This window comes from Paenibacillus ginsengarvi, assembly GCF_003626695.1.
Lineage (GTDB): Bacteria > Bacillota > Bacilli > Paenibacillales > NBRC-103111 > Paenibacillus_AB > Paenibacillus_AB ginsengarvi.
In genome coordinates this window covers 65,104-87,821 of sequence record NZ_RBAH01000024.1, presented here as the reverse complement: position 1 = coordinate 87,821, position 22,718 = coordinate 65,104, and the positions used below count along the sequence as shown (strand labels likewise).

The 22,718-nt window shown below is 54.0% G+C and carries 16 protein-coding genes; 14 read left to right on the top strand and 2 right to left on the bottom strand.

Annotated features, from left to right (window positions below):
* Positions 1-22 precede the first annotated feature (22 nt).
* A complete protein-coding gene (locus D7M11_RS26845) occupies positions 23-2,947 on the bottom strand; it encodes a TIM-barrel domain-containing protein (RefSeq protein ID WP_158606850.1) in 2,925 nt (974 codons plus the stop codon).
* A 255-nt stretch (positions 2,948-3,202) separates the two neighbouring features.
* Between D7M11_RS26845 and D7M11_RS36545 the strand changes: the two genes are divergently transcribed.
* The 3 genes from D7M11_RS36545 (at position 3,203) to D7M11_RS26835 (ending at position 6,709) form a co-directional block, all read left to right on the top strand.
* Positions 3,203-3,376 carry a hypothetical protein gene (locus D7M11_RS36545; RefSeq protein ID WP_158606849.1) on the top strand — a complete coding sequence of 58 codons (174 nt, stop codon included), beginning with the start codon at positions 3,203-3,205 and terminating at the stop codon, positions 3,374-3,376.
* Positions 3,377-3,405: 29 nt separating this feature from the next.
* Positions 3,406-4,719, top strand: coding sequence for an ABC transporter substrate-binding protein (locus D7M11_RS26840; RefSeq protein ID WP_158606848.1), 1,314 nt, complete (start codon positions 3,406-3,408; stop codon positions 4,717-4,719).
* Positions 4,720-4,813: 94 nt separating this feature from the next.
* Positions 4,814-6,709, top strand: coding sequence for a right-handed parallel beta-helix repeat-containing protein (locus D7M11_RS26835; protein ID WP_120750343.1), 1,896 nt, complete (start codon positions 4,814-4,816; stop codon positions 6,707-6,709).
* Between the two features lie 67 nt (positions 6,710-6,776).
* On the opposite strand, the gene D7M11_RS38170 is transcribed toward D7M11_RS26835, so the two are convergent.
* On the bottom strand, positions 6,777-7,196 hold the full coding sequence (locus D7M11_RS38170) for a helix-turn-helix transcriptional regulator (protein WP_120750342.1): 420 nt from the start codon (positions 7,194-7,196) through the stop codon (positions 6,777-6,779).
* Between the two features lie 141 nt (positions 7,197-7,337).
* Here D7M11_RS38170 and D7M11_RS26825 point away from each other — a divergent pair, with 141 nt between their 5' ends.
* From D7M11_RS26825 to D7M11_RS26775, 11 genes are all read left to right on the top strand, one after another.
* Positions 7,338-8,633, top strand: coding sequence for a sugar ABC transporter substrate-binding protein (locus tag D7M11_RS26825; protein WP_193556291.1), 1,296 nt, complete (start codon positions 7,338-7,340; stop codon positions 8,631-8,633).
* Positions 8,634-8,646: 13 nt separating this feature from the next.
* Positions 8,647-9,963 (top strand): sugar ABC transporter permease, encoded by a 1,317-nt coding sequence (locus D7M11_RS26820; RefSeq protein ID WP_120750341.1) that lies wholly within the window; start codon positions 8,647-8,649, stop codon positions 9,961-9,963.
* A complete protein-coding gene (locus D7M11_RS26815) occupies positions 9,964-10,842 on the top strand; it encodes a sugar ABC transporter permease (RefSeq protein WP_120750340.1) in 879 nt (292 codons plus the stop codon).
* Between the two features lie 33 nt (positions 10,843-10,875).
* Positions 10,876-12,624, top strand: coding sequence for a glycoside hydrolase family 13 protein (locus D7M11_RS26810; RefSeq protein WP_120750339.1), 1,749 nt, complete (start codon positions 10,876-10,878; stop codon positions 12,622-12,624).
* 61 nt (positions 12,625-12,685) lie between these two features.
* On the top strand, positions 12,686-13,600 hold the full coding sequence (locus D7M11_RS26805) for a LacI family DNA-binding transcriptional regulator (RefSeq protein ID WP_120750338.1): 915 nt from the start codon (positions 12,686-12,688) through the stop codon (positions 13,598-13,600).
* A gap of 25 nt (positions 13,601-13,625) precedes the next feature.
* A complete protein-coding gene (locus D7M11_RS26800) occupies positions 13,626-14,972 on the top strand; it encodes an alpha/beta hydrolase (protein WP_240041315.1) in 1,347 nt (448 codons plus the stop codon).
* Positions 14,973-14,977: 5 nt separating this feature from the next.
* Positions 14,978-16,042, top strand: a complete 1,065-nt coding sequence (locus D7M11_RS26795; RefSeq protein ID WP_120750336.1) for an alpha/beta hydrolase — start codon at positions 14,978-14,980, stop codon at positions 16,040-16,042.
* 282 nt (positions 16,043-16,324) lie between these two features.
* On the top strand, positions 16,325-16,537 hold the full coding sequence (locus D7M11_RS26790; protein ID WP_193556290.1) for a hypothetical protein: 213 nt from the start codon (positions 16,325-16,327) through the stop codon (positions 16,535-16,537).
* 970 nt (positions 16,538-17,507) lie between these two features.
* Positions 17,508-18,776: an FAD-dependent oxidoreductase gene (locus D7M11_RS26785; RefSeq protein ID WP_120750334.1), complete on the top strand. Its 1,269-nt coding sequence runs from the start codon at positions 17,508-17,510 to the stop codon at positions 18,774-18,776.
* A gap of 42 nt (positions 18,777-18,818) precedes the next feature.
* A complete protein-coding gene (locus tag D7M11_RS26780; protein WP_120750333.1) occupies positions 18,819-20,123 on the top strand; it encodes an ABC transporter substrate-binding protein in 1,305 nt (434 codons plus the stop codon).
* Positions 20,124-20,184: 61 nt separating this feature from the next.
* Positions 20,185-22,707: a right-handed parallel beta-helix repeat-containing protein gene (locus tag D7M11_RS26775; protein ID WP_120750332.1), complete on the top strand. Its 2,523-nt coding sequence runs from the start codon at positions 20,185-20,187 to the stop codon at positions 22,705-22,707.
* Positions 22,708-22,718 lie beyond the last annotated feature (11 nt).

Below are 22,718 nucleotides of genomic sequence, written 5' to 3'. Positions count from 1 at the left end.
GATGCTGTTTATTCTCCGTGCGTTACTCGCGCTTCGCTTTGTAACATGCCGGAGGGAGGCCCCAGTATTTGCTGAACGCTTTGGAGAAATTTCCGGCATCTTTGAAGCCGCAGCGGGAAGCGGTCTCGTATACTTTATGACCAACGCCCAGCAGTTTCTTGGCCCGCCTCATTCGAATCGTCATGACGTAATCGGAATAGGAGGCTCCTGTTTCTTTCTTGAATAGGCGGCTCAAGTGAAACGGGTGCAGGGCGAAACGCTCGGCCATCGTATTCAAGGACAAATCTTTGTCCGGCTCGCGCTCAACGATGGCGATCATTTCGCGGACGACCGAATGCTTTGCCACAGCACGGCGCTCCTTGGTGAGCCGAACGAGCCGTCCAACGAGCTGCTGCAACAATTCATAACCTTGCTCGGTCGTTTGGAGCCGCGATAGTATAGTTGTCATATCCGCCGTTCCGCCGAATACATCCTCGACGGTCCATCCCCGCCGCTCAGTATGCTGTACGATCAGGAGGCAGGCACTCATGACATGCAGCGGCCAGATCGCATCAGACGATCCGGTCTTCATTTTCTCCTGCCACCATGCCGAGAGAGCTGATTCCGCCGTGTGCATTTCGCCCATATCTAAGGCGTAGACGAACGCTTCATCCGTTCCATCTTTCCCTCCTCCTCCGAGGCGGACATCGACCGCCTCAGAGGAGGAGCGATTTCCGGCGGTGGGAGTGCGTTTCGCCGTATGCACGATTTCAACGTATAGATCCGGCTCTCCTGGCCCCGGCTCTTCCACATGCAGTCTCACCGTACCCGTCACTCGGTCGTATCGCCAGCTGAGGAACGGATCCGTCTTGATTCTCCTCGTCCGATCCGGTCGACGCAGACCGCTCACCCGGACAGCCGCCGGCTTGACGTCCGTATGGACGATCAGCTCGTAGCTGCGGTTGCGAACTATACCGGAATAATCTCCCTCGCGACGCGTTATGTACACGGTCGTCATTTCACGATCGGATTTACAGGACATTTTGGTTCGGGCGAAACGTCCCTCCAAATAGTCGAAGGTGATTCCGTCATCCTCGTATAATATAAACTCGCCGAGATGGTCGGGATAAATATCGAGTGTTAACGTCTCTATACGCAATTGGCCGATATAGTCTAATGGCGGCCACATCGGAACGATCGCCCCGGATCTAACGAATAGAGGGCCACCTGCCCCTGCAGGAACGGTATAGTTGATCCATTGCGAACCGTTGTAACGCTTTCCTGTCCAGTAATCGATCCAGTTCCCTCCAGGCAAGTATACTTGATCGGTATACACGGCAACGAGCAGGAAATCCCCCAGCATGTATTGCGTGCTCAACTCCCGGCAATTCCGGTCATCGGGGAACAGCAGAGGCATGGCACGGGTAATCGGCATGCCGGTTTTGGCGGCGACATGCGCAGTGGCATACAAGTAGGGAAGGAGACGATAGCGCAGCCGGGCATACCTCTGGAATAGCTCGTGCAGCGGCTGCTCCAGAAAATCCGGATGATGAAAATGATCTTGGCTGTGGATCCGCGACCAGGCAAGCAAAAAATCGGCATGAATGCCTTCGCGGGTAATCAGGTGCATATTCGTCGACGTGTTAACGTGTCCGGATAGCCCGTAATTCAATACGGCCGTGATCGCATGTCTGGCGTTATAAAACGTACCCGTGGTACTTGCGACAAACTGCTGCATGCCCAAATAGCCTTTCTCCATATGAATGGCCGGCCGGGTATTCGTCTGCTGGCGGAAGCCGATATGCATCTGTTTGCCGAGCAGAACCGGATACAAATGGTGAAGCTCCGCGCTCGTCATACCATTGCCCCATATCCGGTCGGGATGGCTAAACATCGGGTTATTCGTGAAAAGTACGAAGCCGGAGATGCCGTCATCGACAAACTTGCGCAAATGATCGTACCAACCCTCATCCGAATCGATGCGCTCCCCGTCCACCTTTCCCTCGCTCATCCGTTCTTCAAACAGGGTTAGATCGTAATCGCAGCCCAGAGTCAGACTAAGCTTGAAACCCTGCTTTTGTAGGATGCCGATAAACGAGACTTGACGGAGAAGGTCGTTCGTACTAATCGGGAACCGCTCCGGATGCCAATCCTTGGCGGTTGAATAATCGCTCTCCGTCTCCATCCAATCCACACTCAATCCGATCAGGTCGCAGGGCGTACCGGAGCGGCGAAACTTGATGGCGTCATCGAGCACATCCCGAGCGTTCGACTGTACTCGCGGACAGAAATTCAGACCATACATCCAGATCGGGAGCAGTTGCGGCTTTCCCGCAACGTCTGTATACGCTTCGAGCAGTTCGGCGTATCCGGCTCCGACGAAAAGAAACAGATCCAGTTCGCCCGACGGCCCTTCTATGCTTAGAATGTCATCGGTCGCTGCACCGATGTCGAACGTGTGCCGCCACGTCGTATTCACCATGACGGCCCATCCTCTAGAGCTCATCAGATAAGGAATTGGCGCGCTCGCCCACAGATCCTGCTGCGCCCACATCGTTACGCTCAGGCCTCGTCGATCCAGCCGTTCGGGAACGACGTTGCCGAGCCCGTACAACGATTCGTCGGCTTGCAGCGAAAAGCGCGCTCCGAAACCCGATGCCGAGCCGGACCAAGGCGAACAGCAGGTGCACAATCGCTCTTTCCCGTCAGGACCGTACAGACGAAGCTGCCCATCATTCCCGTCGATTTGAAGCGTGGCTCTTCCGGCCCGAACGACCGTGACGTTGCCGTCCTCCATAAAACGGCGTTCGTCTTCCATTTTGGTGTTAGCGTTTACAATTTGGTATCGAATCAAAGGAGATTCTGGGAAATGCCCCGTTTCATTCATCCGAATCCGGAAGGTGGAGTCAGCTATCGCCTCCGCCACGATCCATCCCCCGTTCTTGAGCGAAATCCTGGTATCTGTCATTATATCCATCTTCACGCCACCGCCCTGTGGTTACCATATCTACCATTATAACACTTATACCTCAAACATGTTATTAAATCACACGAAAAAGCGCTCCCAAATCAATTATCAATTCACATGAGCCCGTCATGATACGCCATATACGAGACCTATCCGCATCTTCTATACTTGGCGTACCGGGGAACAAAGACATCGATTACCAGGTAGAACCTCAAAGAAGGAAGAAAGGGGGAGAAAGCAAGCATTGCTGTAGGAATGGAACAATTTTCGAATCTGCAGACCAAGCCTCGCGATGCGGTGGTGTTTATGGAGCGGTTGGAAGCGCGTCGCCTGCATATGCGAGAGCTGCTGTCCGCCGGAATCGGCGGCCCACCGTCCTGGGACACGCCGCTTAGCCCGGTCGCGACCGGACTTGGCGAAACGGTATGATTATTAAAATCCAACAGGGGGATGTACTCATGTTCAAAAAAACGACGGGGAGTTTGGTTGCGGCCTCAATGATAGGTTTGTCTTTGGCAGCTTGCGGCGGCACTGCCGGGAAAGAGGCGTCATCCACTCCGAATAACGAGGCGACGACGCCTCCAAAGCAAGCGGAGCCGGTCAAGCTGATCATGCTTCAGGATGGCGCAACGATTACGGACGACGAGTTCAAAAACATGATCGCCGCGCCGATTCACGCCAAATATCCGAACATTACGGTCGAGATGCGCAGAAACTCGGGGGGTGATAAAGGAATTCAGGACTTGATCGCGGCGGGGGATTTTCCGGATTTCATTTTTACGACCTACCCGAGAATTACGCTTCACCGGGATTTGGGAACGCCCGATGATTTGACAGAGCGGGTTAAGATGCACAACATGGATCTCGGCAAATTCGATCCGGCGGCGATGGAAACGTCGAGGGTGTACAGCGGTAAGGGCAAGCTGTACGGGATTCCGTTCTCGCTTAATTTCTTTGCTCTGTTCTACAACAAAGATTTGTTCGATACGTTCGGCGTCCCTTACCCGACGGATGGGATGACCTGGGACGATGTGTACGAAGTAGCCCGAAAATTTTCGCGCGTAGTGGACGGCGTCCAGTACAGGGGTCTGCATCTTCCGGGGCTGCTGGACATGAGCACGCAGCTTACGCTTCCTTACGTGAGCCAGACGACCGGCAAAGCGAACGTGGAAACGGACGGCTGGAAAAGACTGTTCGCGATGGTCAAAAAGTTCAACGACATTCCCGGCAGCAAGGGCGGCACGGTCAACCATTTCCTCAAGGACCAAACGGTTGCGATGTCTCCCGGCTACGATGTGCGGATCGCCTCGCTGGAGGCGTTAAACAATACGCCGCAGCAGTTCAATTGGGACCTCGTCCAGTTTCCGAGCTACCCGGATTTACCGAATGTGGCGGGTGCCTCATCCGGCCACTTCCTGATGCTTTCGGCTTTGAGCAAGCATAAGGAAGAAGCGTTTCAGGCGATCGAGCTGCTGACCGGGGCGGAAACGCAAAAATTAATTACGAACAACGGCAGGTTTACCTCGCTTAACGACCAGGCGCTGAAAGAGCTGTATGGCAACAATATCAAATCGCTTCAGGGGAAAAACACGAAAGGCGTATTCAAAAGCAAATTCGCTCCGCCGTATGCGCCTTCGAAATACGATTCGCTGGTTCAGCCTTATTTGAATACCGCGATGACCAAGGTGATCAACGACGAGACCGATATCAACAGCGCGCTTCGCGATGCGGGAGAAGCGGCCAATCGGGATATCGCGGCCAAAAACCAATAGATAGCTCTCCGAAGCCGTGAATACAAGGGGACAAACAAGAAATTAATCCTTTACCGATTTGTAAGCGATTACGAAACTATGGGGAGGGAAAGGAATGAACGATTTAACGATCAGCAGAAGAAAACTGTTGGCTTCGATTGGAGCAGCCGGAGCGGTATTGGCGGCAAGTGGAGTAGTAAACGCGGGTGCGCCGGTTGCTTTAGGGAAATCGGACGTGACGGAAAGCGTATACGGTAAAGTCAAAGATGGCAAGGGTGACGACAAGTTTCATTGGAAGGACCTGGATTCCATCGATTTTTGCGTCAAGGTTACGCTTGCAGAGCTTAGGAGCGGCGCCGATTCCCGTCCGGAGGACGCTTACTTTGTGGTGGATGCGGGCCAAGAAGGTATGTTCCTATACGACGAGACAGACGTCACCAGTTCGGACAATACCGGTACGATAGTCGTGACTACCGGCGGCAAACGGTTCAAACGGGTGCACGACGCCGGAACGGTCAACGTAAAATGGTTCGGGGCGAAGGGCGACGGGGTGACCGACGATACGCAAGCGATCAACAATGCGATCGGCGGCGGGAACGTCACGGCCTACATTCCGCAAGGCGTCTACCTGATCAAAGCGGACGCATCGGGCCTCGGGGATTTGTCCGCCGGCATCGAGGCGAAGGATAATACGACGATCGTTATAAGCCCGCAAGCGGTGTTGAAAGCAAAACCGACGTCCGCCGGACGGTATTATGTCATCAACATTTTCGGCAAGCAAAATATAACCGTCGAGGGCGGCGGGAAAATTATCGGTGAGCGGGACGAGCATACAGGGACGACCGGCGAACACGGGTACGCCATCGGTATCGGCGGCTCCACGCACGTGCGGATTCGCAATCTATACCTGGCAAATTGCTGGGGCGACGGGGCGGTGGTCGGGCAGGACCGCGCAAAAACGGGCAGCAGGGACGTCGCTTTCGTCAACGTACGCTGCGACAACAACCGCCGGCAGGGCGTTAGCGTGACCTACGGCGAGGACGTGCTCTTCGACAGCTGCACGTTCGAGAATACGAGAGGCACGCTGCCCCAATGCGGAATGGACATCGAGCCCGACACAGGCGGAATTTGCCGAAAAGTGACGATCGTGAACTGCCTGTTCCAAAACAACGCCAATTACGGCCTGAGCTTGAACGGGAGAGTCGGGACGATCGAAAATATCGTCGTCGATTCGAACCGGTTTGTCGGCACGGAAATGGGCGCGTTTAACTCGGTTTGGAACGTCAATAACGTTACCTTCAAGAACAATGTTGTTGACGTGCAGTACACGTATCAGGGGGCCGTTTACATGTCGATTATTAAAAATCATTTGGTGGAAGGCAACTTGATACGCAACCCGAACGGAGTCGCCATGGATGTGAAAACGTCCTCGGGCGTGCAGGTGGTCAACAACCTGTTCACGAATGTGAAATCAACCAGCGTGCGTATGGCGACGGTTACCCATTGTCAGGTCTTAGGCAACTGCATTGACGAAAGCGGCACTACCGGAGCGACGGATATATCGCTTACGACGGCTTCCAGCTTCAACAGCATACAGGGCAACATCGTCCGCAACCGGCTGAAGGACGCGGGTACCGCAACGTCGGGTAGTGTGAATTCAATTACGCTGGCGTCGACGGCGTCCGCGGTATCGGGCGAATATAACGGAATGCTGATCTTTATCGTCGCTGGAAAGGGGATCGGACAGAAACGAAACGTTGCCTCGTATAACGGCACCACGAAAGTTGCTGTCGTAACTACGGCCTGGACAACCGTTCCGGATGCGACCTCGAAGTATGAAGTCCGCTACGGGTCGGACAATGCGATCAAAGTAAACGCGGCCGTTGACAGCTACAATCGGATTCATGGGAACCAACTGATCTTCGGGACGAGGTTGCAAAGCTCGACCGGCATTGTCGATTCGGGGACCGGCACGGTCGTAAACGACAATACGTATTTCGATCCCGTTTAAGCTTCGCGTGGGGAAGCGGCAGGTTCTTGTCCTCGGTTCAGGACAAGAACCTGTTTCATTTGCCGTATCACCAATATTTGTTTACATAATAATATTTATGTAAACCCTTGCGAACACAGTGGCTTGTAGGCGGCGTATCAACGATATGGAATCGAGTTGACTGTGTAATGAAATCGTCGACTTCGTCCGTTGCTTGCCGCCGGTACTCGCTCGGTGTCAGCAGGTTCATATTTTTGAATGTTTGGCAAAAATGCGAGGATGAAGAAAAGCCGACGGCGTATGCAATATCCGTCAACGGCATAAGCGGATGATCTCGTAACAGTCGCTTGCTTGCCCGAACCCGTTGCAGCAATAAATACTGATGAAAGGACAACCCTTTTTCTCTTTTGAACAACCTGGATAAATAATCGGGATTAAAATGGAACAACGCGGCGACGCTTTGCAGAGAAATGGTGGGTTCAGCGAAGCGGGACCGTACTGTCCGCAAGCAAAGCTAGCTGACGCACCTCCCCTTTATTTTCTATTGACTTTCTTGATAGGGCGCGATAAGATAAGGGCAAATTAATACTTAAACGTTTCAGTATCAACATTACTTAAACGATTAAGTGTGATAAACAAGGGGGAACGTATGTTGTTCAAACGATTTCATCTTTTCACCTCGTTAACCGTTATTTCCAGCCTTGCGCTTTTGGCCGCCTGTGGCGGCAAGGCCAGCCCGCCGGCGGAGCAAGAACAAAGCCGACCTGCGGACGAAACCGTCAAACGGGAGAGATTGAAACCGGAGGCGGGAGCGCAGCTGCTCGTATGGGAATCGAAAGGCCCGGAGCTGGACTATTTGAAAGCGATCGCAGAGCAGTTCGAGAAAGCATACGGGGTCAAGGTAAAGGTGGAGCCCGTACCCGCGATCGACTCGGTGAAAAAGCTGACGACGGACGGTCCGGCCGGCCTCGGGGCTGACGTATTCGCCGCTCCGCACGATCAATTGGGCAATGCCGTGCTGGCCGGGCTTGTTTTGCAAAACGACGTATTCGATGAGTCGGCGAGGAGCGAGTATATGGAGTCGGCCATCGACGGGGTGAGCAACAAAGGGACTTTGTACGGATTTCCGACGGCCATCGATACGTACGCGCTGTATTACAACAAAAGCCTGTTGCCGACCCCACCGAAAACGTACGAGGATATCGTAAAGTTCGCCGCCGGGTACAACGACCCGAAAAACAAAAAATACGCCTTTATGTGGAATGTCGGCCAATTGTATCAGTCTTACTCGTTCCTGGCCGGTTACGGCGGTTACGTGTTCGGAAGCAAAGGAACCGATGCGGGCGATATCGGGCTGAACCATGCAAAAGCGATCGAAGGCGCATCCTATATCCAATCGCTTAAGCAGATATTGCCGTTAAATACGAACGACATCAACGACAATATCATTACGGGCTTTTTCCAGGAAGGGAAAACGGCGGCGGTTATTAATGGACCGTGGCTGCAATCAAGCCTGACCCAGGTCAACTTCGAATACGGCGTCGCTCCGTTGCCGCTGCTGCCGAACGGCCAGCACCCGATCAGTTTCTCGGGGATTCGCGGATTGTATGTCAATTCGTATACAAAATACCCGGAGGCGGCCAAACTGTTTGCGAGCTATGCGACGAGCAAGCCGAACTTGACGAAACGGTTCGAGATGACCAAGCAATTGCCGCCGAGAAAAGATATGATGGAGGATCCGATCCTTATACAGGACGCGAATGCTTCGGCTTTCCTGGAGCAGGCGAAATACTCCGCCCCGATGCCGTCGATTCCGGAAATGGGCAACGTATGGGTGCCGGCGGGCGCTGCGCTCTCCTCGCTCTGGAACTCCAATCAGGACCCGCGCACCGCCCTGAACAACGCGGTCGAGCAAATCAAAACGGCAATCAAGACGACGAAGTAAGGCGGTTTAACGTATGAACTTGACACAAGAAGCCGGGCGGTACCGGACGAAGGCTGGCTTATTATCCGCGCTGCTGATCGGTCTCGGTCAGCTGTACAACAGGCAATACGGCAAAGGCCTGCTGTTCATGATGTCGGCGCAGCTGCTGTTCTGGACTTATTATCCGATCGCTTTCAAAGGAATTGCCGGACTGATTACGCTGGGGAAAGCGCCTACCCGCATCGTCGGAGGCAAAATCGTTCAAGGCGACCATTCCATCTTCCTGCTGATCAACGGTCTCATCACGCTTGTCATCGTCTTGCTGTTCGTCGGCTTTTATGCGCTGAATATTTATGACGCCCGCAAGAACGGGGAGCTTCGCGACGAAGGACGGCGCATTCCCGGTCTTATCGATTCGTTCCGAACGGCGAAGTTCCGGCATCTGCCTTATTTGCTCTTACTGCCCGCCTGCGGCTTCGCGCTGTTCGTCACCGTCATTCCGCTGACGTTTAACGTGCTGATCGCTTTTACGAACTATTCCGCTCCCGCTCATATTCCCGACCGGGCGCTTGTGGACTGGGTAGGGCTGCGGACGTTCGCCGATCTGTTCACGCAGGATGCTTGGCGCTCGACCTTTCTCGGCATATCCGTCTGGAACATCGCATGGGCGGCGGCTTCGACCGTATCGGTCTTTTTCGGCGGGCTGCTGCTGGCGCTGATGGTGAATCACCCGGGCATCCGGTTCAAGCGGTTTTGGAGAACCATGTTCATTTTGCCTTGGGCGGTACCGCAATTTATCTCGATTCTCGTGTTCCGAATATTACTCAACGGATCGTTCGGTCCGGTAAACGATATGCTGATGAAGCTGGGCATCCCCGCCGTTCCTTGGCTTTCCGACCCTTTGATGGCGAAAGTGACGATCGTGCTGGTCAACCTGTGGTTTTCGACTCCGTTTCTGATGGCTCTGATGTCGGGCGTCCTCACGACGCTGCCCCGCGATTTGTACGAAGCGGCCGAAGTGGACGGGGCGTCGGGACGGCAAAAGTTCGTCGGCATTACACTTCCGCTTGTGCTGGCGGCCACCGCGCCGATTCTCATTATGCAGTTCGCGTTTAATTTCAACAACTTCAACCTGATTTACTTGCTGACGGACGGTGGTCCGGACCATCCCGGTTATTATTATGCGGGGAGCACCGATCTATTGATTTCGTGGATTTACAAGATGACGCTGAACCAGAGCCAGTTCAATATGGCCTCGGCCGTCTCCATTATTATGTTTGTGTTTATCGCGGCTTTCTCGTTATGGAATTACAGACGGATGAAGTCTACCCGAGAAGAGGATTTGGTCTGAATGTCGAAGCTGAAAAAGAATGGACGAGACGGAATACGCGCAAATTCGGCGAAGTTCCGGGAGAAACTGATCGTAATCGGCATCTACGCGGTGTTCGTACTGCTGCTCGCGGCGATCGTATATCCGATCGTATGGGTGATCGGGACGTCGCTGAATCCCGGCACCGGACTTCTGGTCAGCAGCATGTTCCCGGCGAATCCGACGTTCGGCCATTATGCCGAGCTGATCGGCGATACCGATTTCGTGCTGTGGTACAGCAATACGATCAAGATCGCGGTGTGCAACGCCGTTTTATCGACGGCCTTGGTCGCGATAACGGCTTACGCCTTCTCCCGTTTCCGCTTCAAGGGCAGGAAGCAAGGACTCATGACCTTGCTCGTCTTGCAAATGTTCCCGGGCTTCTTGTCGATCATGGCGATTTTCGTGCTGCTGCTGCAAACGAAAATGCTCGATACGCATCTGGGCATCGTGCTCATTTACGCCGGAGGGGCCGTCTCGATGGGAACGTGGGTGATGAAGGGACATTTCGATACGATCCCGCGAAGCCTGGAGGAAGCGGCTTTTCTGGATGGCGCTACCCATACGGACACTTTTTTCAAAATTATTGTTCCATTGTCGCTGCCGTCCGTGACGTTTGTGGCGCTCAACAGCTTTATTACGCCGTTCATGGATTTTATTTTGCCGCAAATCGTCTTGAGGTCGTCGGAGAAAATGACGCTGGCCCAAGGGCTATACAATATGGTCGCCAACGAGACGAATTCCAGTTTTACCGTATTTGCCGCCGGGGCCGTGCTTGTCGCATTGCCGATTACGCTGCTGTACATGTATTTTCAGAAATATTTGATCGGCGGGCTCGCGGCCGGCGCCGACAAAGGCTGACGAAGCCGATATTGGAGGATGGGGGAGTGCGCCATGCACGTCGAAGCGATCTATCACAGGTCGACGGACAGTTATTGTTACGCCTACGACGACCGGACGGTCCACATTCGGCTGCGCGCCAAAAAAGGCGATCTGCGGACTGTCAAAGCTTTATACGGAGACAAATACGATTGGGATCGCACCGCTAAGGAGAAACATCTGCACAAGATCGCCAGCGACGAGCTGTTCGATTATTGGCAAGCCGAGCTAACGCCTCCGCACGGCAGGCTCCGCTACGCATTCGAACTGGTGTCCGGTACAAGGAAGCTGTGGTATACGGAGCAGGGGTTCACGGAGCGGAAGCCGCAAGATCCGCTGTCCTGCTTCGACTTTCCGTTTCTGTGGCCGAGCGAGGTGTTGAAGCCGCCGGAGTGGGTCAAGCGGGCCGTTTTTTATCAAATATTCCCCGAACGGTTTGCTAACGGCGATCCGGCGAACGATCCGGCAGGCGTCCGGCCTTGGGAACAGGACGATCCGGGACCGCACGATTATTACGGCGGAGATTTGCAGGGGGTGCTAGACCGGATCGACTATATCCAGTCGCTCGGCGTCAATGCGGTCTATTTTACTCCGCTGTTCGAGGCGCGTACGAACCACAAGTACGATACGTCGGACTATCTCCGGATAGACCCTCATTTCGGGGACGCCAAGCTGCTGAAACGGCTGGTACAGGCGTTTCACGATCGCGGTATTCGCGTCATTCTTGATGCGGTGTTCAACCATAGCGGCTTTTGGTTTGCGCCTTTTCAAGACGTGCTGGAGAAGGGGGAGGCATCGGCTTACCGGGACTGGTTCCATATCGACGACTATCCGCTGACGAGGGAGCCGCGGCCGTCGTATCGCTGCTTCGCCTTCGAATCGCATATGCCGAAGCTGAATACGGCCCATCCGCAAGTGCGCGATTATTTGCTGGACGTGGCGCAGTATTGGGTCAAGGAATGCGATATCGACGGATGGAGACTGGACGTGGCGAACGAGGTCGACCACGGGTTTTGGCGGCAGTTCCGCAGGACGTTGAAATCGCTGAAGCCGGATTTGTATATCCTGGGGGAAATTTGGCACGATGCGATGCCGTGGCTGAGAGGCGACCAGTTCGATGCGGTGATGAATTATCCGGCGACGGAGGCGGTACTGCAGTTTTTTGCCAAAGGCGAGATCGATGCCGAGACGTTTTCCTATCAAATCAACCGGCTGCTCGCCAGTTACCCGCAGCAAGTGAACGAGGCGGCATTTAATATCGTCGGAAGCCACGATACGCCGAGGCTGCTTACGGTCGCCGGGGACGAGCGGAAAGGGATGCAGGCCGCGCTGTTTCAGTTTGTGTTGCCGGGAACGCCGTGCATCTATTACGGCGACGAGACGGGAATGCAGGGAGGAGCCGACCCGGACTGCCGGAGGCCGATGGTGTGGGACCCGCAGCGGCAACATGCGCAGCTTCTCGACTTTTACCGCCGCCTCGTCTCGCTGCGCAAGTCGCACTCCGCCCTGCAGGAAGGCTCGTTCGAATGGCTGTATGCCCGGGCCCGCCAATTGGTCGTGCGGAGAACTCATGCCAGCGGGCACGTGTACGTTTGCTTCAATCATGACGCTGCTCCGGCTCATCTCGTATTCGACGTCGATCCGCACGTTTCGCCCGTTCCGGTATGGGGGAACGGCGTAGTTCAGATGGTGGAGAAGGAAGCGAACGTCACCTTGCCTCCATTCGGCTGGCACGTACTGATCGCAGTGGCCGGGAGCGATTGACAAATCGGATGGCGTGTGATTAAATCGACTGAAACGTTTAAGCAAAGGCGGCAGATTTGAGATGAAAAAAGCGACAATCAAAGATATTGCAAAGGCGGCCAACGTGTCGATTGCCACCGTCTCCTATATTCTGAACGACGTCAAAACCCAATCGATCTCCGACGAGACACGGGTTAAAGTATTGAAAATCGCCCAGCAGCTTCAGTATGTGACGAACCGGAGCGCCCGTTCGCTGAAGCTGCAGAAAACCGGGCTGATCGGAATATTATTGTTCAAAGATTTGCAGCCCCACTGCTGGTCCGAGCTGAAGTACGTCAAAACGTTGTACCGTATCGAACGGCTGTGCGGCCAGCTCGGCTACCATACGATCTTCATGCAGATCGAAGGGGACACTTCGTCCTATGACATGATCCGGGAGCGGAATCTGGACGGGGTGTTTCTGATGAACGTCGACCAGGAGCGATTTGCGACCATCTCCCGTTACTTCGGATTCGGCATTCCCGTCTTTGCGATCGACAGCCATATCGAAGATACGATCTTCCATAAAGTGCTTCCCGACTTCGCGGCCGGCTTCCGGTCCGCGCGGGAGAGGCTTGGCGAAGAGCCGCATTTCCTCGTGCTGGATGCGTATAACGATTCGCTGCTTGTCGGGCAAATCAAACGGCTGTCGGGAATGGACGGCGAGCGGATTCATGTGTATGAGGGGGCCGAAGGGCTGAACGCTTTTTTGGCCAAGTACCCCGACAGTCCGGGAATCGTAGTCAACGAATTTTTGGCAGGCGAGGTAGCGCGGACTCACGACCGGATCGTCGCTATATGTACAAGCGATTGTCCGGAAATGCTGGCGGAGCGGATCGCCAAGGTAACGTTCGATCTGAGCGATTACAAGCGGATTGTGGATATGATGGACCGCAACATTCACGATGCGGATCACAGCAGTCCGGAGAAGTTCCTTTATTTGCCCGTTATTTCGTAAGATAAGGATAGGAGGAAGGCATCAAGTGAACTCATCATCGCGGTTGATCGCATTCGAATCGTTTCATTCCGCCATTTTAAACAACAATCGCGAATTGTTCGTCTATTTGCCCCCGAGTTATAAAAGCGATCCGGATGCGCGTTATCCGGTTTTGTATATGCACGACGGCCAGCACGTCTTCCACAAAGACCGGAAAGGCGAGTCGTGGGACGTTCATCTTACGGTGGACCGGCTCGTTGCGGAAGGACGCATGCGCGAAATTATCGTGGTTGCGGTCGCCCATGTCGAGGATGCGCGCATCGCCGAATATATGCACGCAAGCCCGGACGGGCGCGACGTGTTCGGGATGACGAACCAGGGCGAGCTGTACGAGATGTTTCTTCTGCGCGAAGTGAAGCCTTTTATTGACAGGGAATACCGTACTTTGCCGGACAAGGAGCATACCGCTCTGATGGGATCGTCCGCCGGCGGGCTGGTCTCGTACAATATCGGGTTCCGTCATCCGGATACGTTCGGCATGATCGGCGCATTATGTCCGTTCTTCGTAAGCGTCGATCCGGCGACGATGGAGGAACGTTGGATAAGCCGGGTCTATACGGAGAAGCAGGATTTGAAAATCTGGATGGATGTGGGCGATTCCGAAGGCTATACCGTAATGGAAAAACATGTGCGGCATGTTGCCGATGTTCTCATCCGGGCGGGCTTCAAGCCGGGAGTCGATCTTATGTTCCATGTGGCCATCGGCTCGGGGCATTCCCAGACGGACTGGGCCGCCCGCGTCCATGCTCCGCTGCTGTACTTTTTCGGCAAGATCGGCACGCCGGTCCGCGCGAAGCTGCACGGCCCCGCCGTGATCGGGCTGGAAGGGCCGAGGTGTGCGCTGAACCCGGTCGTCCATTACGACAGCGGGTTTATGGTCACGGACCTGAATGCGCATTATGAAGCGGCCGATCCCGGGATCGTCGAGGCAAGCGGGGACGGCAAACTGCTGCCCAAGCGGACCGGTAGCACGAAGATTACGTATAACGGCTCTGCGGTGACAGCTTGTCACGAGCTTGCCGTTGTCCCGCATGTGCCCGCTACGGTTCCGGTCGAGATGTACGTGAAGGTACCGGAGGGCACGCCGCCTGCGGACAAACTGTACGCGGGCATCGAGCTGCCCCTTCTTCGCGAGGGCTGGTACGGTGGCACGTTCGAGGTACCCAGAGACGTTTCCTTCGTGTTCCGCATTTCCCGCGGATTGGGCCGGCACGAGGTCGATGCCCGGGGCCGGGAAGTTCCGTACCGGACGTTCACGGCGGACGGCCGCCAGGTGCTGCATTATGAAGTGGAAGATTGGATAGATACGGCGTCGGAACGCTTATTGGGGTGAACAAGATGACAAACGGATCGAGTCTTTTACGAATCGAAAACTTTTATTCCGCCAGCTTGGACAACTCAAGAGAACTGTTCGTTTATTTGCCCCCAAGCTACCGGCACCATATGGCCATGCATTACCCGGTGCTGTATATGCATGATGGTCAAAATGTTTTTCATCCGGCCTTCAACGGTTATTCATGGAATGTGCACGAAACGGTCGACCGTCTCGTCTCGCTCAGCCTGATGGAAGAGATCATCGTGGTCGGCGTCGCCAACCGGGGGACCGAGCGATCGGATGAATTTACCCACGATCTGGCGGGCGTGGAGTATCGCGAGGATAAAGTAACCGTGCAGCCGAAGGGCTTGTTGTACGAGTCGTTTCTGATTGATGAAGTGAAGCCGTACATCGATGCGGTGTTTCGCACCAAGCCGGGCCCGGAGCATACGGCGCTGATGGGATCGTCGCGGGGCGGGCAGGTGACGTACCATATCGGCTTCCGCCGGCCGGACGTTTTCGGCAAGCTCGCCATCGTGTCTCCTTATTTTTATTGCGTGGACCCCGGCAGCTCGGCCGAGGTGCCGCTTGTGCACCTGTTCCGGGAGCAGCAGTCGCTGTCCCGGATCTGGATCGATCTCGGCGGCCGCGAAGGCACGTTGGTGATGGAAAAGCACGTCCGCGGCGTTGCCGAGCACCTCCTAGCGATCGGTTATGCGCCGGACAGTGAGCTGGCGTATTATTTGGATGCCGAGGCGGAGCATGTGGAGCATGATTGGGCCGCACGGCTGGCTTCACCCTTGCTTCATTTGTTCGGCAGCGAGCCGGCCCCTGTCGATATGTTGAAGCTGTGCGGCTGCGAGGAAGTAAGCATGGCCGGTCCGGCTTGCCGCCTGAACCCGGTTGCGGTGCGTACCGACGGGCTGACCCAGTCGGTGCTGCGGCCGTTATATACGGTCGAAGACCGTTCCGTTCTGAACGTGCTGGAGGACGGAACGATCGTGCCGCTTACGACCGGCGAAACCGTTATTACCGCCGAATACGGCGGTGTGCAGGCGACCCGAAAGGTCCGCGTCACCGCCGGATAACCTGATATCCGGCTCAAACGTAATAGGATAGTAGCGAGGCTGCCGGTAAATTGGTCGGTCGTAGTTTTTTGACGTTAGCTTTATCATTTCTTTATCATTTTGCTACCGCCATCGTAGCAAGGAAATGAATGGAGGTTCGATACATCCCAAGATTAAAATTTATTTCTAAAGTACCATTTTAATGGTTATATGGGATTAAATAGAGGTAATTGTATTGATGGCCTATTTCGCGTTGATTATAATAGAAGCGATTGTCGGCTGTGGACAATCTAGACGCGAAAAATGAAAGGAATGGATATAATGAAACGGTTTTTGACCACAAAGGCGATGAAGGTGGCTCTGGCTGTCGTTATCGTAACGGGCATTTCTGTCGTATCGGTTCCGCAAAAAACGCACGCGATGGATTGCTACCATTGGTTTGATTACTATTATAAGGTGACTGGCGATCTGGACTTTGCTGAACTGGGGTACAATGTTTGCATGAACCAGCGTTAGGAAACACCCGACAGAGGAATTGTAAAGTGAGATAAGCGTTCAAACAGGCCGCTTCGGAAATGTCCGGAGCGGCCTGTTTTAATGTTGAGCCAAATATTGGAGAAGTCTCCGCCTCATAAGCTGTCGGCGAAACTCCCTTTAACCTCATATCCTCACTGGAGAATCAAATATCCCTTCAAAAACTTGCAGGATAGGCACGCGGGATATTCATGAATGATTCGGTAGATATGTTCAGATTTCAACACACTGATAGGTTGCACCGGTTGCATAAGAATTTATTAGTTTATTGAGTCAAGTATTTGCCTCTGGGTACTCGGATTCTAAAAGTTCCAGGGAGGTGTAATTGGAAGTTTTCAAAGTAACGGTGGACGGGCGCATCTACGCGATACCAAGCCTGAACGAAGCACCCGGCGGATTATTTGATGTACGCGCGCAAAGATTGGCTGGACCCTCTCGGTCTAATGACCCTTCCTATCAATTATTTTCCTGAGAATGTATTGTAAAAGAAGGGAGAGTTTTACGAAAATTGTGGTGAAAGCGCGTACACACTGGGATTATTAATTCAACATTGTTGGTACAGGCAACATGATATTTAGATGAACCATTGAACTCTCTCGGAGCACGATAGTTGAATCGTCAGCAAGTCGTCGATTATTTCGACGGCTTTTTTATGTTCAGGAGCAAGGGGAGCAGCATGGTAGGAACGAGGATGCAGTGAACTGGGAAGCCCTCCCTGCACGGAACATTAAAACTTATTTTCTCAAGATAGCGGCAACTCCAGAGGCTCCAGCTTTCATTCGGCATTTATTAATACGGAAACAAGTATCGCGTGTTTGCGTGACACCATTGGAGCTGTGAAATAAAATGCATAAATCATTAAATTCCTGTATCGTTTTATCCGGAATGTTGCCTTTATACTGTAAAGGGATTGTTAAATAAATGCATATTCATCAGATCGGAGATGGAACAAATGGGAAGTACTCTTACCACTTTCGATGTAATCGTTGCAGGGGGCGGGCCAAGCGGGATCGCTGCGGCGGTCGCTTCCGCCCGTGAAGGGGCCAGAACGCTGCTGATCGAACGTTACGGTTTCCTCGGAGGAGCAGGAACGGCGATGATGGTCAACCCTTGGATGTCCTATCGGGCGGGGAACGGAGGGGAGCAAATCATTTTCGGCGTGCTGCAGGAGCTGATCGACGGTATGAGCGAGCTTGGCATGTACGGGCATCCGAAAGCGAGAAATGCATTCGATCCGGAGGCGCTTAAAGTCGTCGCCGAGCAACTATGTCTCGAAGCGGGCGTTACTTTGCTGTACCATACGTTTTTGGCGGGCGTGAAGATGGACGAGGACGGGATGACGATCCAATCGATTCAATTGGCCAACAAGCAGGGACTCGTCGAAATGAAGGCGCGGATGTACGTCGACACTACAGGCGATGCGGACTTGGCGGCGTTGGCCGGTGCGGTCGTCGAGAAGGGCCGGGAAGTGGACAGCAACTGCCAGCCGATGACGCTCAATTTCCGAATGGCCGACGTCGATATTCAGCGCATGCCGGACAAAAATGAAATTACGCGTCTATTTCTGGAAGCGAAAGACCGGGGGGAAGTGAACTGCCCGCGCGAAGACGTGTTATGGTTTTATGCGAATCAACCCGACGTCATCCATTTCAATACGACCCGGGTCATTCTGAAGGACGCTACCGATCCGTGGCAGTTAACCGAGGCTGAAATCGAAGGAAGACGGCAAGTTCAGCAATTGGTAGCCTTTTTGAAACGAGATGTCGCAGGGTTTGAGAACGCTTACCTGCAAACGACCGCCCCGCAGATTGGCATACGCGAATCCCGCCGGGTTATCGGAGAGCATGTGTTGACCGCTGAAGAGCTTCTATCGGCATGCAAGTTCGACGATGTCATTGCTCGGGGTGCATACCCTGTCGACATCCACAATCCGACAGGCAGCGGAACCGTCATCCAAAGCTTGAAGCCCGGCGAGTGGTACGATATACCGCTACGTTCGTTAATCCCGTTGAAAATCGAGAATTTGCTTATCGGCGGCCGTCCGATATCGGCTACGCATGAAGCGCATTCGGCTATTCGGGTACAGCCGATCGCGATAGCGATCGGACAGGCGGCGGGCACCGCAGCGGCGCTGTGCGTGCAGGACAATGTCAATCCCCGTCAACTTCAGTTAGGTCATGTACAGCAATCGCTAGCGAAACAAGGAGTGCGTCTGCGTTAATCTTCAGCTTCCTTACATGAGAAAAGAGAGGATGGATCAAGTATGAAACAAAGGGGTCGCAAGGTTTACGGTTTGTTCGCTGTGTTTACGGTCGCAGCTGTCATGACTTCGGCATGTGGGGATTCCGGCAAGTCCGTAGAAAAAAGCAAAGAGGCCGACTCCGGGGCTCCACCGGCCCCGGTTACGCTTACCTATTTTACCCAGGGTAATTCGATCGTTTTGGCGGAAACGATCGAGTCGCTCGTCCATAAGAAATTCCCGCACGTTACACTGAAAACGATAAAGGACGGCAAAGGGACAACGATATTCGACGTGCTGAACGGCGGACAAACGCCCGATCTGATCTCCTATTCGCTCGGAGGTTTAGGGGATATGAAAACGCTGCGCTTGCTTGGAGATTTGACGCCGCTCATCCAGAAGCATCGTTTCGACCTGGGGCGTCTCGTTCCCGGTGCCGTGGATACGGTCAAATCCTATTCCGACAAAGGCGAATTTTTGCTGATGCCGTTTGAGCTGAATAACAACGCGATCTTCTACAACAAAAACATTTTCGATAAATTCGGGGTACCGTATCCGAAGGACGGTATGACTTGGGAAGAGATGCTGGACGTCGCCAAGAAGGTTACGAGAAAAGACGGCGGGGTCCAATACATGGGCTTTCAATATAATGCGCTTAACGTCGTGTACAAGGATCAATTGGCGCAAGGCTTCGTCGATCCGAAGACGAACAAAGCTGCGATCAACACCGACTCCTGGAAACGTTGGCTAGACGTTATGACTTCATTCTACAAAATCGAAGGCAACGCTCAGGCCGGCGACGAGAAAGCCAATTTCTTGAAACACCAGACCGTGGCCATGCGCACCGGACCGAACTATATTACCGATCTGCAGGAGGCGATGGCGGCCGGGCTGAACGTCGATTTCGTATCGCTGCCTAAATTCAGCGGGATGAGCGCGACTAGCTCTCAGATGAATGCGCCGTTCTATGTCATTCCGCCGTCCACCCCGCATAAGGATACCGCTTTCCAGGTAATCGCTTACCTGATGTCCGACGAGGTGCAGACGATTATGGCGCGTCTAGGACGCATTCCGATCATCAATCAGGAGAGCGTCAAGAAAGAGTACGCGAAAGATTTGAAAGGGATGGAAGGCAAAAACTTGGCGGCCTTTTTTCAAGATGCGATTGCCAAACCGGTACCTGCGACGGCGTACGACGGACAGGCGAAGACGATTTTTACCAATGCCGCGGTAGTGCCGGTATATCAGGGCAAGAAAGATATCAACACGGCGCTTCGCGAAGCGGAGGAGCAGATTAATAAATATATTGAAGCGGAAATGAAGAAGTAGGCTTAGGAAAGTTGGGTTATCGTCAGACGATCTACAAAAAATCGAGGAGGAACGAGAGCGGATGAGCGAGCAACCGATGAACGATGAAGATCAGAAGGTTGGTAAGGAGAGCCGGGATCCGCTGTCGCGTCGAACGTTTTTGTCCTATGCATTAGGCGGTTCGGGTGCGGTGCTCGCGGCTGGAATGGCTGTAGCCGTCCCATTCGTTCCGAGCAACGCTACGGTCACCGCAGCTACCTACGGGAATACGGGCGATTGGAACCGCTCGGCGAGCGGAATGCTTTTCGAATCGGTCGAAAGCATGAAAATGGCTTCCCTGCAAGCCGGTATCAGCGTGCGGACCACGTCTTATTACGCGATCGCTAACGCGGTGACGGATTCTCCCAGGGGCGGGGCGATGTATCGGATCGTCACCCGTTCCGACTACGATGCACTGCGGGGGAATACGCTCGGTCCGGAAGGGGCGCTCAACGGGAATTCCTATATCGATCATCTCCTAGCGAACGGCAATGTGGCCGTATTGAGCGGCGGAGGCGCAGTCGATCTGGCATCGGTCGGATTGCGGGAGCAGCACGATGCATATGCGACTGGTAATACGGCCGCCATGCAAGCCGCTCTCACGTACCCTCTATCCGTGCTGACCGCATACGGAATATACGTTTTCAGCGGTGAAAGCGTCGCCGATCTCGGGCAGGAGGGTGAGCTGGATATATCGGGAGATTGCCGGTTCCGGCTCGCCGCAGGCTCGATCGTCAATACCGATTCGAACTACGGCACTCATAAGGCGATCCTCCGAGTGCAGGGAGGAAAACGGTTCAGCATTCGTGGCGTCGCCTTTGACGGCAACCGGGACGGCCAAACGTATCCGGCGACAAAAAATAACTTCGGCAGAGGTACAGTTCCGAGAAGAACCAACGGCATACTCGAAGTATGTCCGTCTGGAGGCGCCTACCGGACCCGGACCGTAATAGTCGAACATTGCTCTTTCGAGAACGCTTACCTTAGTGGTGCTATGTTCATCCAGTTCGGAAATGTGACCATACGAAACAATTATACCGCTAATAATACGATTAACGGTTTCGGTGGCGCCGGGTTCACCTCGCTTCTGTTCGAGGGGAATACGAGCTGGCGGGACGGATGGAGCGACATCTATACGTCCGACAGGTACGAAGGGGACAGGGCGCAGCTGCAGATCCGCGAATGGCCGCGGGACTACACAGCTGCAACGGAACAGATACCCGTTATCGCTATTAACGAGTCCGAACGGAACAAGCAAATCGTCGTTCGCGGCAATACGTGCGAACAAGCCGGGGTGATCGGCATCTTCGTCCGCGCCTGCGAACAATGCCTCGTTACGGATAATGTCATTCGCAACACGGGCAATAAGCGCCGAAGCGGCAGCTATTCCCCGACCGCCATATGGGGCGATTTCGGGAAGTTTGCGATAATCGGCAACGATATTATGACGCAAGCTGTGCAGCCTGGTGGCATGCTTCCTGACGGAATACGCGTCGGCGGCTTCTCGGCTAACGGCATCGATCAGATCGGGGGCCCTTGGATCTCGATGCAAGGACGATTTTATTCAATCGTTGCCGATAACCAGATTACATGCGGCCAGACGTTCGGGAGCGGCGCATTCGATGACAACGCCAGCAAGCGGTTGCTGAACAACAAAGGCATTATTATAACGAGCCAGTGCTTAGTACGCGGTAATGTCATAGAAGGCTGCGCCAATAATCCGATCGAGGCGATCAATGACGATAATTTCAGCAGCGAATCTTTGCGGGATATCGGAATATGCGGCAATGAAATATTCAATACGACGGGAAGCAGCATCATTAGTCTAAGGAACTACGGCTCTACGGCCAGAAATCCCCAAAACTTCGATATTAGCGGCAACAATGTGTACGATGTGCGATCGGCAACCGCCGGCTCGGACGCCAGGCAGATGGTTAATTTTTCTCCGGCCTGGGGGGCGTTCGACGTGCAAGACGTCACGATTGCGGATAACCGTTTCTATTGCCTGAACACAGGAGATGCCTCCAAAAACTACGGGGGCGTCCGGTTTCGCGGAAGCTCGGGAAGCAGGGGAATCGTCATTCGAGACAATCAATTATTCGATACGCTGAACGCGGTCCGTACCGAATCTTTTGCCAAGCTCGTCATAAGGGGCAATACGGTGCGGAACGGATCGCGGCTGCTGTATGCGGATGTTTCGGCGGGAGGAGATGCCGGCAAGCTGATGATCGACGGCAATAGCTGCTCGGGAATTACATTGCAATGCGTCAATATTAATACCGGCTCGAGCGGTAAAATATTGTCCGAGTTTACGTCGATCGGAAATACATGGAGCGGGTCCGGTGTCACCTATTCGGGAGTGACGCCGGGCGAATCGCCGATCGTGTACTGTTTGGACAGGAACATGGATACAATGGCGACGAAAGTCATTCCGAGGCGGTCTTTCTCCGGTACTCCCGCGTTTAACGCCCAGTATTTGGGGGAGATCATAGGAAGCGCCGACGGATCGGCTTCCTACATCGCCGTTCAGGTCGGAACGGGTGCCGGCGACTGGAAGATGCTGTGATCCGATTGCGG